The following is a 14533-nucleotide window of genomic DNA, read 5'->3' on the forward strand; positions in this document are numbered from 1 at the left end:
CCCATAGTGAAGGATCGCTCTTTCAAACGGAACAAACAGACAAAAGCTAACAAATTCACGAAGACCAAGCGGCGGGGGCTATAACCGCTTAACCTGACAACATTGTCATCCTCCCTCCCCTCCTCCTCTTCCCGTTATTCTTCCCCTTTTAGCTCTAGGGACATAATTCCACAATTCCAATTTTCCATTATGTACATACATGGAGATGGATGACTGCGGTCATGTAAGCCATGTAGGTAATGACTACTGTTGCGCCATTATCCATTCGGAAAGTCATAAAAAGTATTCCCTTCGATATAAGGGCAAATAGAGGATGATTGTTGGCTGCTCATCACGTTGATTCAATCTAAGACGAATTTAAGGTATGGACCCGATCATTGAAACGATACAGGTAGTGGTATGAGATGATAGCCAAGTGTAATGAACAAATCGGAGAGAACAACGATCGCGATTACAATGAATGCATTCGATACGAATCGATTCAATTAATGCATCAATATAATTGATGCATTAATTCTGAGAAATCACAAACTACTGCATCAATACATCTTTACATGAAAATCCCTTTAAATATTGGCATTCTTTCATTTTAGTTCATAAAAAATACTTGCAGAAATATTATCCAATAGAGTATGATTTGATCATTGATGCAATAAATGAATGGATTCGATTCGATAAATGTTTCGGAAAGGTGGAGGTACTCATACTATCAAAAGATCAGATTTTGTCCATTCTCGCAGACCGTCTAGGTAACGGGAGTTGGGCGCTCGTTATCCTAAAGAAAGAAAATCGCCCTTTGAACAAAGAATTACTTGGTGAACTTGTAAATGGTTATTATCAGCAACAATCAAATACTGATAAAAAACTCCTTGGATCAAGACATATGCTTGATGAGATGGCCGCCAGGCTTGAGGGAGCTGGGTTAGTGGATGTTTCTGAGATGGGACGAGCTCGAATTTACAAGCTTTCGGCACTTGGAGAAGAGCTCATTAACCACATTCAAACAACAAATAAAAAATAATTAAGGTTGGTGCCTAATGAGAAATGTATTAACTCGAAATGATTTGAGTCTTAGCCTAAAATTTGGATTTTTGGGGTTAGGTATGGGAGGTTGTTCGATTGCATATGAATGCGCAACAATCCGAACTCAGGTTACAAATAATCATAATCCCTATACGGCTCTATTAATTAACACAAATGAGGTTGATTTGCGCAAATTCAAAGAACATAGTAACGTTCGGAAACTGCAGCTTGAAGGATTTGAAAAAGGTGCTGCCCGTGACATAGCAGTTGGCGAGGCAGCATTCAAACAACATAAAGATACGATCCAGAGCGAAGCGCTAACGCATTTTGCGGATCGTGACTTCGTTTGGGTTGTTGGTGGACTTGGTGGTGGAACAGGGACAGGAAGCATCCTCGAAGCGATAAGAATGCTTTATGCAAATGGCTTTAAGGATCGCTGCGGCCTTATGATTACCCTTCCAAGGGACAACGAAGGCTCGACAGTTATAGAGAATGCTTTAGATAGACTTCAAATGATTGCTAAGGCAATGAATAATCTTGGATGTATCCTCGTGGTCGATAACCAAAAACTCTACAACGATTTCGTTAAGGATCAGCCCCACGCAAGTATTTCCGAGTACCTTGATTACAGTAATAATTATATTGCGACGGCCCTTCACGAGATCAATGTTGTAACAGCAAGCTTTAACCCCATTGGTGGATATCACTATGATAGCTCAGAATTGTTGAATACATTGAGAACTCCAGGACTTATTTCTATTAGTAAATTGGAATTCGCTATAAATTCAATCGATACGGCAAATCAGAGCACATTTTTACCTGATTTTAAGAGGTCCATTGAGCGCGGGACCCTTTCAGACGGATATAATTTGGGTAAGGCTTCAAGAATTGCTGTAAGTATGGTTGCGTCTCCTGCCGCGGGAAAACGAATTTTCTCGATGTCCTTTATTAACTCAATCGAAACCACCATTGATAGTTTATCTCCTATGGCGAAAGAAAAGCCGGTTGCTGCTTATGAAGATCCGAAAGGTGAGGACCTTTCGATTTATTCGATCGTAGCAGGATTGGGGCTTCCAACGAGAGTTCAGCAACTGGTGGCTAAGGCAAATGAAGCACAAGAAAAAGAAGATAATGTCTTTGGCCAAGAAGATACTGCTTTTTCGGCATTAAGTGGGTATTCGAGAAAGAAGCTCTCAGAGCAACCATCCTCAAATTCGGATGATCCGTTTGCGGCTTCTTCTGAAGTTGCAAGTACAAGACAAGATAAGAATGATAAAATTGATCCATTTAAAATACTGAATCAATAATCCATATCTACCTCCTCCCCCCCATTCTCTACATGGGGGGATTTTTTATTTGTAGCAAACCAATTGCATCAATTATTGATGCGAATCAATTCAATATTTGATGCAATAATACTTTTGACCAGTGTAATAAGAAAATAAAGTAGAGACTGGAGTTGTTGGGAATCCGAGCGGTATTTTGAGTCAGAAAAACAGCAGGCTTTAGAAAAACAAGAAGTAGACTTGACTCATTAGGATGGTTTTTAGAAAGCTGAAAGTAGGAAAATAAAGTGTATTAGACTGCGGCGCCGCCCGAGCATGGAATGCACCCGGGAGAGCCAATAGCATGAGTTCTAGCGTAGCGTTGCCGTCGCCGCCGTTCACCGGTGCGTCGTCCGAACGCGGATCGCATCAAGGAGAACTTGAAGTGAGAGCTGTAGTGCAGTAGCTGCTGTCCGAAAAAAATAAAGTATTAGACCGTAACTCTTGATTTGACGCGTTTTTTTTGGTTTCAAAATCGTTAGCAAACGAGAATAAGTTTTAGACTGGCCCCGCGATTAAGGTGCGTCAAAAGACGAAAATAGAAAATAAAGTATTAGACTCCGCGGATCGACCCGGTCGCCGCCGTCGCCGCGGCGCCGCATCCGGAAGAACCCGAAGCACGACCTGCAGCGTAGTCTAGTCACCCGGCTGCCGCCATCACCAGCGCGCCGCCTTTGGCCGATCCCGCGACGAAAGAAAACTGGCGCCGAAGCTGCCTATGAAAATAAAGTATTAGACTAATGTTGCAGATTTGCCGCGGTTTTTGTATCGGAAAATCGTCAGCTTTTAAAAAATAAGTTTTAGACTGCCCCGTAATTATGATGTGTTATGAGAAAAAAATAGATAATAGTATTAGACTGCTCCGCTGGTCGGAGCTGCTGCTGCTCGGGCCGGCCACCGGCGCGTGCCGATCACAAAGCAGGGCTTCATCCGGAATAACCAGGAGTGCGAGCAGCAGTTGGATCGGGCCGGCTGCCGTAGCCAGCGCTGGTGCGCTGGCGTTCAGTCTACAACTTTATTATCTCAGTCTAATACTTTATTGTTCGGTCTAAATCTTTATTATTCGCAAACAGAAGCCGACGGTCGTTGATCGAGCCGCGGGCATCGCCGGGAGAGAATCAGAAAGTGCGGGCTGCAGCTGCAGGGAGCTGGCCGCCGAAGCCGGCATACGCCGATCGCGCCGCGGGCATCGCTCGGAGAGAACCAGGAGTGCGGGCTGCTGCTGGGAGCTGGCGGGTCAGTCTAAAACTATATTTTCCCGGTCTAATACTTTATTTTTTAGTCTAAAACTTTATTTTCTTCTGACAGCTGCCACCGCCGTTACCGGAGCGCCACCTGTGCGTGGGAACGCATCCGGGGAAAACTGGTGAGCGCGTGATCTGCACCGCAGCCACTTGGCCGCCGCGATTACTGGCGCGTCTCCCCTGCGGCAGAAGCGTCTAGGACCAGGCTCGTGATCTGCAATGTAGCGGCCCAGTCGCCGCCATCATCTGATCACCCTTGCTTGTCAGGCTAAGATCTGCTGAACCGAACATTGAAATATTAATTATCTTATCGCGTTGCCGGAGAAATTTGATAGGAACTGAACTATTTCCACACCGCTGTTGTGCCTACAGAGTCTTTGCAGCATCTACCCTACCGGCAGCACCCCTCCCTGCCGTCTAGAAAAAATCGGCGGTCGTCAGCCACATGGCTCGGATGTTTCCGGACCTAATAATTGCTATGACCCGCGAGCGCATCCGACAAACTACTACCCCTCATCGGTTCGGATTGGTCGGTTGACGCGTCGGCGTCGGCCAAACATCAAAATCAGATCATTTATGATTCATACCATGTGACACCAACATGTTTAAAAAACAAATGGGCATCACTTGGGATGCCCATCGATTCCGTATTCTTCACTAAACAATTGCTCCAGGTTATCTCTCTTATACTTCCTAATAAATTCGTCTCGTTTTTCCCAATCTTGTTCTTTGCGAAAAAAACCTACTTTTTTCATTCTTTCAGATTCCGGTAAAGCATTCCAAGCGGAAATGGCTCGTTCCTCGAGTTTATTATCAATTTTTATTTTAGTAAGCATTTCATTGGCTCGTTCGTAAATTAATTCTTCATGTGTTTTAGGAGCTGGAAGATAATTTTGAATGTTCTGCTCCATTGATGAAGTTACTGATTGCACTGCCTGTGCTAAAATTTCAGACTTAGCCTCCTGCAGCATCGCTTCAAACCTAAGCTCCATCGATCGCTTAATTCCCTCAATGTCTACAAGTGTATCACCTGTGACCCAATCTTCCGGAAATGGACGTAAATCTAAGACATCTCCTAACTGTTCGAAAATAATTTGCAAACTATAATTCTTTTCGCGAGATTCCTTTATATATCTACCGATGTCCAAATCTAATTGATCGTAAACCTTTTCCCCTGCAACTCGATTTACGTAGTGTATTCCTTTGTCTTCAAGTTGCTTGAACCACTGGTCTACAGTGTTATAGTGCTTTTCGACAAGTTTAGCAAATTCAGTGATTTTCCATGCTTTTTCTAATTGCATATCTATTATTTATTCTCCTCTCTATCGTTATGGATCATATGTAGGTAATGATTCATATGTGATAGATGAATTCGCTCTATATCTGACTCTATAATACACAAATGCGACAAATTCGTCTATTCACTTTTAGCAAATGATGTATTTCACGAGCAATCACTTGTAAATCACTATTCACAAATTATACATTCACGAATATCCACTTGTGATTCACTTCCCACAAATGATGAACACTCCTTAAAATTTAACTACAAATGATGAACAATTAAGGAACCACAAAGGATGAAGCACTCATAAATGATGAACATTAGCATATTCATGTGTTAAATACAAGTCATAAGTGATGAATTTGCAATAAACCACAATTGAAATAATGCATTCGGTTCGTCATCATTTATGACTTGTGAGTTGGAATTTTAATATGATCTGTTAATCACTAATGAATCACTTGTGAATAACAGATCATAAATGATTCACACATGGTTAATGTTGTTGATGCAATGACGATAAAGGGGGTTAAATGCTGCCGAGGAGGGCATGAAGCGATTGGCCGAAGAGTTCATCGCTAAAAATGAAGAATGAGGCGCTGAAAGCAGTGGGCCAGCTGGATCACATCCGGAACATGATGCGATTGCTCGAACCGGTCGCGAGTATGCAAAACAGTATACAAAACGACATCATGCGGTCCTGGGCATGTAACGAGGAGGAGGGCAGGGCGAATTGAAGTTTGCATTAAACGAAATTTCGCGGCTTAGGGAAGTTTGAAGTTTTTTTGCGTTGTTCATGGTTTGTTCCCAGGCCATCGGCAGGAACCAAAAGATGTGCAGGGCCATGATTATAGCAAAGCCGATGAGGACGAATGCAACGACCGCGAGGGATACACGTTGGTTGCTGCTTGAACGACGTTTTCGTACCAAGGACGAACACCTCCAGGAAAGAATATTCCTGAAAAAACTGGGAATATCATGCCAAAACCGCAATGACACAAGGGAGGGCTCTTTCTGGAAACGTACTTCCTTGCAGGATTTGGAAACCGACTGTGTCGAAATGTCGTATTGTAGGAAAGAGTGGGATTTTATGATACATCACACTTCGGCGTTTGGGGATGTGTGGCTGTCAATGAAAAATAAAGTAATAGACTAATGTTGCAGATTTGCCGCGGTTTTTGTATCGGAAAATCGTCAGCTTTTAAAAAATTAGTTTTAGACTGACCCGAGATTATGATGTGTTATGAGAAAAAATTAGATAATAAAGTATTAGACTGCTCCGCTGGTGCGAGCTGCAGCCGCTCGGGGGGCCACCGACGCGCCGATTACAAAGCCGGGCTTCATCTGGAACAACCAGGAGCGTGCGAGCAGCTGCTGCTCGGGCTGGCCGCCGTAACCGGCGCACACCGATCGCAAGCCGGGCTTCATCTGGAATATCCAGGAGCGCGAGCTGCAGTTGGTTCGGGCCCGCTGCCGTAGACAGCGCTGGTGTTCAGTCTACAACCAACTTGCAGCGTAGCCACCCGGCCACCACCGTTACCGGTGCGCCGCCTTTGCGCGGATCCCGCGACGAAAGAAACCTGGCGCCGAAGCCGACGTTCGTCGGTCGCGCCGCGGGCATCGCCCGGAGAGAATCAGAAAGTGCGGGCTGCAGCTGCAGGGAGCCGGCCGCCGTAGCCGCCGTCGGTCGCGCCGCTCTTTCGCGGGCAGCATCCGGAAGAATCCGAAGCGCGACTGCAGAGTAGCCACCCGGCCGCTGCCGTCACCGGCGCGCAGCCCCATGCGTGGATGGCATCCTGAAGAAACCAGGAGCGAGACCTGAGCCGCTGGCGCGCCAGTCTACAACTTTTTTTTCACAGTCTAACACTTTATTTTTCAGTATAATACTTTATTTTCTTCACACATCAGCTCGAGTTTGAAGACGCAATGAACTCTGCTGGATATGTAGTCCGGTCGCAGTGTATTTGGGTAAAAAATGCAGCTGCTTTCGGCTGGGGGCAATACCGGTACAAGCACGAGCCCGCGTTCTATGCTCATCTGAAGGGCAAGGCCCCGGCATGGTACGGCGACCACCGCCAAACTACCGTCTGGAAGGTGGGGCTGCCGGCAGAGGAGCGACTGCCGGAGACTGTATGGGAAGTGTCCCGCGGCGACGTCATCAAGTATGACCATCGAACCCCGAAGCCGCTCGAGCTACTGGCAATCCCGATCCGGAACAGCAGTAGTCGCGGCGATGTCGTTGCAGACTTCTTCGGCGGAAGTGGCTCTACAATGATGACCTGTGAGCAGATGGAAAGGACGTGTAGAATGATGGAACTGGCCCCTATCTATTGTGACGTGATCAAGCGACGTTTCAAGGCAATGACCGGCATCGATCCGGTATTGGTCTATCGGGCTGACCCGGTAGCATAACAAAAAGGAGGACGCGTTAACGTCTCCCTCAGCAACCGAGTTCCCCCGGCTGGCCGTCATGGCCGGCATAATCGAGTCAAAACAAAGGAGCAGTAGCGCAAAATCATCAAGGACGCGGTCGCCCGATGGGTGAAGGATTTCCAGGACGGGCGGATTGAGATTAAGACGGTCGATGACCTGCGGAAGCTGATTGAATTGGATATAGAACTGCAGAAGAATGAACTTTAAACACGCGGCTGATAAAAACCACCCTTTGCTTTCTTATGATGGTAATGTACGACTGAGGCTGGAACACTATCGAAAGGGTGTTGAACATGAAACACAAATTAAACGAGTACCTATTCGAAAATGGAATCGAACGTATGACCCTCCGGGAAACGGTCGCCGAAGTGACCGAGAGACTACGAAAAAAAGAGTTGGACGCAAAGCAGAAGGAAGGCAAGGTGATATACACATGGCCAGACGGCATAATCAATCATAAGCAGTAAGCGAAGTAGAATATCAATGCGAGGGCGACCTGAAAGGGTCGTCTTTTCGTTTTCGGTGGTAGTGATCATGTAGTGGCAAAGGACCCGATGCCGGTAAAATCACGAATTTGCAAATTGCGGAAATGCTAGGCATCGATGAGAAAAAGATAGACGTCTGGAAACAGCGCGACAAGTGGAATGTTGTACAACAAAAAAAAGAAGATAGGAGCGCCGAAGGGCAATCAGAACGCCAAAGGAAATCGCGGAGGCCACGGCGCCCTGCACGGCAACAAGAAGGCCGTCATAGACATGGGCGGACCTTCGGACAATTCTTCAGGAGTGCTTCTCTGGCCACCTTCAGGGTAGGCCGATCATCGTCGAACTGCCGAACGATAAAGCGGTTCGGGGACCGCTATTATCGGAACAAGACGGACATTCTGGGGCGGAAGCGTACTGCAATCGGCGCCAGCGGGGCCAAAGAGGTCGTCGGGAATTTGGCAAACAACAAGCCCCCAACGGCTTCATCCGGAAATTGGGCGATTAGAAGGTCGGATACCTGCTCGGGAAACTGATGAGCATCATCCAGGCTGAAACCGAAGCCTACCAGGTAGCGTTGAATAAAGTTTTTGACAAGGCTATGCTGCGGCGGTTGAAAACATTGGGGAAAGAGGCAGTTAACAAAGGGATTGCTTGGCTACACGTCGACTCTTATGTGGGTGGGCGATCTTGATAAATCTATTAAGATTATGCGATGACAATGTATCTCTCTCTATAGTAATATATTAAACATATAATAGATTAATTAATTAATTGCAATGAGGGGGGATGCATTTTGAAGTATGTTGGTATGATATTAGGCGGAATCATATCAGTTATAGGACACATGATTGCTTTTATGTTTAAAACTGCTTTTATAGCAATACGCCGGTTTAGCATGGATCCAGCTAACAAAAATACATTATGGAACATTCAAGCATTTTCGTTGTTGACGATATTGATCTTATGTTTTCTCTGGTTAGTGGGGAAGTACCAGGACATAATTTACGGCGTTTCAGGCCCGGTATTTTATCGGTCGATCCCACTTTTGATTGCATGTTTTCTGGGGCATGTAATATATTCGTGTCCACTTTTATTTAAGAATAATTACTCAAAACCAGTGATACAAACATTTCTAAACGCCCTTAGTTTGCTTGCGCTCGGACAAATTATCTTGAGGTTTACATCAGTTCCTATTGGAATGACTATAGCGGTCATTCTCTTTGTTGGAGGTGTAACTCTAACTTTATATTTCTCTCTTCGCTATAGTATAAAATCTACGGTCTTTAGCAAACTATCAGCAGTTGTCGAACAATCTGAAATACAGAAAAAATCGGCTTTAAATGAGTCGAAAATTCTTAATATGGTTAAAAGGAGGGATAGTGTAACTCAAGAGGAATTATTTGAATTCGAAGGAATTGACCTTGATAAAAAAGGCTGCCTTTCGCACCTTCGATATTATTCAGAGGACTGCCTTTTAACTTTGTTCGCTACAGTTCCTACAAAAGATAGGCAGAGTCAATTAATGACCTTATCTCGGACTGATCGAGCACAACATGAACAAATAATTGGCGGAACCGGTTCAGGGAAAACGTTGCTCGGCACAAATTTAGTTTCACAAGACCTATTAAACGATTTTATTGGATCGACTATTATTGAGCCAAAAGGGTCTTTTATTAATCGACTTTCTAACTTCATGGAACGAATTGGTAGGAATTATTATAGACTTGATCCTGAGTATGAGTTTACGGATTGTATGAATCCATTTTATGTACCTGAAGGCGAAGACATTGAACCTATGATTGAAGCCAATGTCAGTGCTTTTCATGGATATCTTGGTGCCGATGCAGAACAATACTTTAAAAGCAGGGCGACTCAATTATTACGTGTTGGAATAAAAGCTCTAAAACTTGCAAAGGGAAACGACTGTACATACAATGATTTAGACAGGTTAATTCAGCCAATTAATCATGATTATCGCGCAGAAATACTCTCGGAATTAAAAGATCAATTGTCACAAATTTCTGTCCTGCTTGAATACACTCGAAATATTGCTAACGAGAGAATGCAGGAACATACAATGAAAACCTACTCAAACTTATATGACTATCTAACAGAACTTACATCAAATAAATACATACAGCGTATTTTTTGTCGTCCGTCAACGTTCAACATTGATGATGTATTACGTAACGGTGAAATAGTGTTAGTAAATGGTGCATATGGAAAACTTCAGACCTTAACATACACTGTCGGTAGGCTTTATATTAATCTTTTGAAAGCAAGTACGTTCCGCCGAAATCTTCAGGAAAAAGTACGCCCGCATGCAGTTACGGTAGACGAAGTTCAAAACTTCGTAGATGAAGAGTTTAGCACATTCTTTGAAATGGCACGTGAATTTGAAGTATTCTTAAGAGTTATTCATCAAGGTAATGCACAGTTATCTGATGTAAGCGAACGTCTTGGTGCAATGATAAAGCAAAATGCCGTGCAGAAATATGTATTAGCCGGGCTAGATCCGGAAGATGCTGAGTTCTATGCAGACCTCATTGGAGAGGACTATAAAATCGGTTTAAGCAGCGGTACAGACGAAATGTCCGCAAGTGGCTTTAAAACACAAATTAAAGAAGAGAAGCGCTACACTGTTATGCCAGCAGAAATATTAAGGCTCAAGGGATATAACCCAGAAACCGGGGAACCTGGCGAGTGTTTGTTCCGTGGTGTGCACAACAACGTTAGGCTCGATCCGGTAATAGGATTAATTTACCCACTTCCCAAAAAATTATTTGAACCGCTAAAACCTGAAGAAACGAAGGATAAACAATTATCAGAAAATCATAAACGCGAGGAGCCCTCTCGTCAAGAAGAGGCGAGGGAAATACAAAGCAATAAAAATTCTGGTGAGAAGAACGAATTGCTTGAAAAATTAAGGCAAAAGGTATTAGATAAACGTGAACAAGAGGGAATGAAAAGTAGTGGAAGTGCAGAAGGAAATGACAAGGTTCAAGACCCAAATGTAAAAAATGAGGGTGTTCGAAATGCTCTGTGGGATAGTGGGGAAGAGGGAGCAGTTGCAGCCGCATCCTCTGAAGAGCAGAAAGAAAATGAAAAAGTCACTGTTAGATTTACACCAGCTAATATTGATGATACAACTCTAAAACTGGCTCAAAAAATAAAAAATGCTTCGGAAGAACTGAGAAACAATAAAGGGAATAGTGAAGGGGAGTAAAACTCCGCTTCACTATTCCCTGCTTTCTTCTTTGAGGGTATGGAATATCTCATTAAATTCTTTAAAAACCTTTTCACCTAGAGGGGTAAGTGTATATAGTTTTGATCGTCCACTAGTATTAAAACCAACAAACCCAAGTGCTTCGATCCAATTTAATACAAAATTTAATTCTCCTCTTCGGACTCGTGCTTCCAAAGCTAAATCCTCTTTGTTATAGTCTCTTTTTGAAAGGGCCTGCATCACAAGTTTTGAACCATTAGGCAGGTTCGAAATCATTTCTTTAAGATAAGGATGAAGTTTAGAATCTAAGTCAAAGTTAATTTCCAAATCCATGTTAGACATTAATAAACACCGCGCCTTTCTATCCAATAATCTAACTAATAAATATATTATTACATAAATTAGTTAAACAATAAATAAGAAAATGAAGGGTACTGCCAAGTCTTAACTGAAAATATTGATGTATGAGAAATCAGGAGCAAACAAAATGAACAAAATTAAAATGACTAAACCACGAATCAAGGTAGTAAACTTACTTTGGTCCTTCAAATTCTGGTTAGAACTTTGAGAGTTTTTAGTAATTGTTTGAGATATTTTTTTCTTTAACTTTGAAGAATAAGATGATCTTATTTCAATAAATTTCCCCTCATAATTTTCACGAAAAAAAAGTCTGCCTGTCACATTATCGAATGCTTTAATCAAATTTAGATTTGCAAAAAGTCCATTATGTATTCGAAGAAATCCATTACATTCTAACCTTTCTTCAAAGAGGATGTAGTCATAAAGTGCTTTGTTTTCTAAGAAACAAGTACATTCATTGTGATAAACCACAAAATTATTAGAGTCAACTTCAATATAAAGTATAGTATGTAAGTCTAGTTCAATAAATTCAAAATTTAGCTCTGGCTTAGTATGTATGTGTCCAGCTATTCTCATCAATTCGTTATAAGATGCATCATAAGCTTCAGCAAATTTCTTTAAAGTTTGCGGCATTGGAATTATCTCGGATCCAGCAGTTCTACGGCTGCCCAACTCTACATCTCGAATATAGCCATGGCTCATATTTGTCTTCCTGGCCGCTTTTCTTAATGAATAACCACAAGAAAGTCTAAGTTTTTTTAGATAAGTTCCGATCGGGATATCCATGATTTATTTATTGAACCTCCACAAATTCCAATCTCATCTGCATTAAAATTCCTAATTTTAATGTCCATCAATCCCCCTAATAAAATATATAGTTCCAAGCACTTATGATACCATATTATACCTTAAGACCTATGAGAGTGAAGATTTAATATATTGATAAAGAAAAACTTGATATATGATGCACAAATAGATAGAAGAAAAATAAATAAAAGATGAAGAAATTCATCTGTATAATTTTGTTATATTTCAAAATGGTTTTATAATGGAATTATAATCCTGAATAAAGATAGGGAGGAGGAGTTATTGATGATGCTTTTCTTTGATCCTTCTATCAAACCAATAGTAACTACCGATTTGGAGGGCAATATTCTTTATATTCGTACTTATGGACTGCCCTGTTATGGATATCCAGACATCATCTTAGAGGACAATTTCGATAACTACGAAGACATTTTCTACGCAATTATTGCTCGAGTCTTTAGCTTGGAATTTGATGTGAAGGGGACCTGGAACTATAACGGTCAAATCGTGAAAATAGAGTTAAGAGAAGACGGCCTGGCCGGTGTAGTTGTCCAACACGTTGAAGAAGTGAAGATCATAACCATCCTCAACCCTTTAACAAATAAACCAGCAAAATTTATTACAAAAGGCTTAATGCCCCTGTTTAATCATCCTGAAGCGGAAGTTTCCGGAGATGCCCCTTATGGTAAAGAAATACTTGCATATCTTGTAGAGCAGGTTAGAGATGGATTTGTTTATGACGAGGACTGCATAATTACTTTCGAAGACATAAGATACGACATAATTTATACGTATGATCGTATAGGCAATGTTCTAGTTGAGATAAAAGTTGAACAGGGGCCGAACATTATGCAAAAAATTATGACAACAACAACAACGAAGAAAGGAAGCTTTTTAAAACGAATAAAATAGGTTCTTCTTTTTTTTTAATTAGTATAGTAATATATTAATAAATAAAATAACTAATTAATCAATATGATACTAAAGGAGCTGAAGAAAGGAGTATTAGTTTGGCCAACGACCATCTAATAAGAGAACTTGACTTTGTATTGACTCATCCGTCATGCAGTGTCGCCAATATCGAGTCGTTTTATAACAGCTGCCTCTTCTTATACGAAACTGTGCCCCTTATTGTCATTGTTGAACATATGCGTAGGGCGAAGCCGCGGCTGCTATCAGAGTGGGCAGCGAAGAATCAGACAATTAATAAAGTGATATCGGAAATGGGGATAGACGAAGAGGAACTATCTGATTTGGATTCAAAGCAATCCAAGATCGAGATTATGACTGATTTACGTTCGTTAAAAAAAGTAACAAATGGATATTACATACTTGTCTGGAGTACTGATATCGAAGAGGAAAAAATTAATACCTGTTTCAAGAGGAAAAACCTAATCGTTAAATGCAAAGATTCAGGTGAATTGGAGCTTGTTGGTTTTGCAAAAGCTGAAGAAACAAATCAATATAATGTTTACTTAAAAAAGAAGGAGGAACAAAAATGAATGAACTTTTGAGTATTAATCCGATGCAAGAATACAAGACATCTTTGCGCAGAAAGCAAATCCACAAAGGGTTGGTAATCGGTGTTGAAAACCATGCCCCTTTAGGGAAGAAAATGCAGTGTGCAATTGTAGAATTAAACAATGGGCTAAAAGGAATGATTCATGAGAATCAATTCGACACCCATAAATTCCGGTCATTAGTCGGATTCATCGACCATACCATTGACTTCATGGTGCTTGATGTAACAAAACATGGACTGGATCCGAAGACAGTGAAAGTCTTTGACGAAGAGAAAGGAATCGTACTTCTTTCTCGAGTTCAGGCAGTTGAAGAACTGCAGGAGGAATTCTGGGAAACAGCGGACGTTAATCATGTTGTTACCGGTACAGTTTCGGGATTCGAAAATGAACGGCTTTATCTGCTAGTAAAGGGCGTTGTTTGCGTTCTTCCAATTCAAGATTACGAATACGATTGGACACAATCTGGACGAAATCTTATTCCGCTTGGAACGCAGCTTACCGTTAAAATTAAAAAAATCGATCGCGAAGCTAAGCAGGTGCGCGTTACGCGAAAAGAGTTGTTGGAGGACCCATGGCTGCGTGCTCGCCAGAATTTTAAAATAGGTGACACGTATCGCGGCGTTATAACAAGTGTAATTGAAAATGTGGGTATATTTGTAAAGCTTGCTCCAGGAGTAGAATCTCTAGCGTGGTTCCCCGATAGAGTTCCAAGTCATGGTCAACTTATAGGGAAGCCGGTAGCAGTTCGAATTCGTACTGTTGATCCAGAGGCTAAGCGAATCAGGAGCAAAATCGTAAACTTCCCGCATGAAATTTACTAGG

12 protein-coding genes are annotated in these 14533 nt (G+C 42.1%); 8 read left to right on the forward strand and 4 right to left on the reverse strand.

Annotated features, from left to right (window positions below):
- The first annotated feature begins 796 nt into the window (after positions 1 to 796).
- Together AC0LWT_RS23255 and AC0LWT_RS23260 are read left to right on the forward strand one after the other, a co-directional pair.
- Positions 797 to 1021 (forward strand): hypothetical protein, encoded by a 225-nt coding sequence (locus AC0LWT_RS23255; protein WP_474683673.1) that lies wholly within the window; start codon positions 797 to 799, stop codon positions 1019 to 1021.
- A gap of 16 nt (positions 1022 to 1037) precedes the next feature.
- Complete coding sequence (locus AC0LWT_RS23260) at positions 1038 to 2330, forward strand: FtsZ/tubulin family protein (protein WP_474683674.1); 1293 nt, start codon at positions 1038 to 1040, stop codon at positions 2328 to 2330.
- Positions 2331 to 4215: 1885 nt separating this feature from the next.
- Here the strand turns inward: AC0LWT_RS23260 and AC0LWT_RS23265 are convergent.
- Both AC0LWT_RS23265 and AC0LWT_RS23270 read right to left on the reverse strand, forming a co-directional pair.
- A complete protein-coding gene (locus tag AC0LWT_RS23265) occupies positions 4216 to 4893 on the reverse strand; it encodes a hypothetical protein (protein ID WP_474683675.1) in 678 nt (225 codons plus the stop codon).
- Between the two features lie 674 nt (positions 4894 to 5567).
- The gene (locus tag AC0LWT_RS23270; protein WP_474683676.1) at positions 5568 to 5807 is read right to left on the reverse strand and encodes a hypothetical protein; all 240 of its coding nucleotides are present in this window, start codon (positions 5805 to 5807) and stop codon (positions 5568 to 5570) included.
- Between the two features lie 996 nt (positions 5808 to 6803).
- Here AC0LWT_RS23270 and AC0LWT_RS23275 point away from each other — a divergent pair.
- From AC0LWT_RS23275 to AC0LWT_RS23285, 3 genes are all read left to right on the forward strand, one after another.
- Positions 6804 to 7289 (forward strand): DNA-methyltransferase, encoded by a 486-nt coding sequence (locus AC0LWT_RS23275; RefSeq protein WP_474683677.1) that lies wholly within the window; start codon positions 6804 to 6806, stop codon positions 7287 to 7289.
- 610 nt (positions 7290 to 7899) lie between these two features.
- Positions 7900 to 8328, forward strand: coding sequence for a hypothetical protein (locus AC0LWT_RS23280; protein WP_474683910.1), 429 nt, complete (start codon positions 7900 to 7902; stop codon positions 8326 to 8328).
- A gap of 260 nt (positions 8329 to 8588) precedes the next feature.
- Entirely contained in the window at positions 8589 to 11021 is a 2433-nt protein-coding gene (locus AC0LWT_RS23285; protein WP_474683678.1) for a type IV secretory system conjugative DNA transfer family protein, read from the forward strand.
- 12 nt (positions 11022 to 11033) lie between these two features.
- Here the strand turns inward: AC0LWT_RS23285 and AC0LWT_RS23290 are convergent, their stop codons facing one another.
- Together AC0LWT_RS23290 and AC0LWT_RS23295 are read right to left on the reverse strand one after the other, a co-directional pair.
- Entirely contained in the window at positions 11034 to 11363 is a 330-nt protein-coding gene (locus AC0LWT_RS23290) for a hypothetical protein (RefSeq protein ID WP_474683679.1), read from the reverse strand.
- A 102-nt stretch (positions 11364 to 11465) separates the two neighbouring features.
- Positions 11466 to 12167, reverse strand: coding sequence for a helix-turn-helix domain-containing protein (locus AC0LWT_RS23295; protein WP_474683680.1), 702 nt, complete (start codon positions 12165 to 12167; stop codon positions 11466 to 11468).
- Between the two features lie 306 nt (positions 12168 to 12473).
- On the opposite strand from AC0LWT_RS23295, the gene AC0LWT_RS23300 reads away from it, so the two are divergent.
- The 3 genes from AC0LWT_RS23300 to AC0LWT_RS23310 all read left to right on the forward strand — a co-directional run bounded on the left by AC0LWT_RS23300 (position 12474) and on the right by AC0LWT_RS23310 (position 14532).
- Complete coding sequence (locus AC0LWT_RS23300; protein ID WP_474683681.1) at positions 12474 to 13100, forward strand: hypothetical protein; 627 nt, start codon at positions 12474 to 12476, stop codon at positions 13098 to 13100.
- A gap of 98 nt (positions 13101 to 13198) precedes the next feature.
- Positions 13199 to 13690, forward strand: a complete 492-nt coding sequence (locus AC0LWT_RS23305; protein ID WP_474683682.1) for a hypothetical protein — start codon at positions 13199 to 13201, stop codon at positions 13688 to 13690.
- On the forward strand, positions 13687 to 14532 hold the full coding sequence (locus AC0LWT_RS23310; protein ID WP_474683683.1) for a 30S ribosomal protein S1: 846 nt from the start codon (positions 13687 to 13689) through the stop codon (positions 14530 to 14532). The genes AC0LWT_RS23305 and AC0LWT_RS23310 overlap by 4 nt, the downstream gene beginning before the upstream one ends.
- Position 14533: the final 1 nt, after the last annotated feature.

The organism is Paenibacillus sp. sgz302164 (assembly GCF_056120505.1).

What these genes read in the sequence shown, in the direction of transcription:
- AC0LWT_RS23260 (WP_474683674.1), top strand. Translation starts at nt 1,038, where the DNA reads ATGAGAAATGTATTAACTCGAAATGATTTGAGTCTTAGCCTAAAATTT.
- AC0LWT_RS23265 (WP_474683675.1), bottom strand. Translation starts at nt 4,893, where the DNA reads ATGCAATTAGAAAAAGCATGGAAAATCACTGAATTTGCTAAACTTGTC.
- AC0LWT_RS23275 (WP_474683677.1), top strand. Translation starts at nt 6,804, where the DNA reads ATGAACTCTGCTGGATATGTAGTCCGGTCGCAGTGTATTTGGGTAAAA.
- AC0LWT_RS23280 (WP_474683910.1), top strand. Translation starts at nt 7,900, where the DNA reads ATGCTAGGCATCGATGAGAAAAAGATAGACGTCTGGAAACAGCGCGAC.
- AC0LWT_RS23290 (WP_474683679.1), bottom strand. Translation starts at nt 11,363, where the DNA reads ATGTCTAACATGGATTTGGAAATTAACTTTGACTTAGATTCTAAACTT.
- AC0LWT_RS23295 (WP_474683680.1), bottom strand. Translation starts at nt 12,167, where the DNA reads ATGGATATCCCGATCGGAACTTATCTAAAAAAACTTAGACTTTCTTGT.
- AC0LWT_RS23300 (WP_474683681.1), top strand. Translation starts at nt 12,474, where the DNA reads ATGATGCTTTTCTTTGATCCTTCTATCAAACCAATAGTAACTACCGAT.
- AC0LWT_RS23310 (WP_474683683.1), top strand. Translation starts at nt 13,687, where the DNA reads ATGAATGAACTTTTGAGTATTAATCCGATGCAAGAATACAAGACATCT.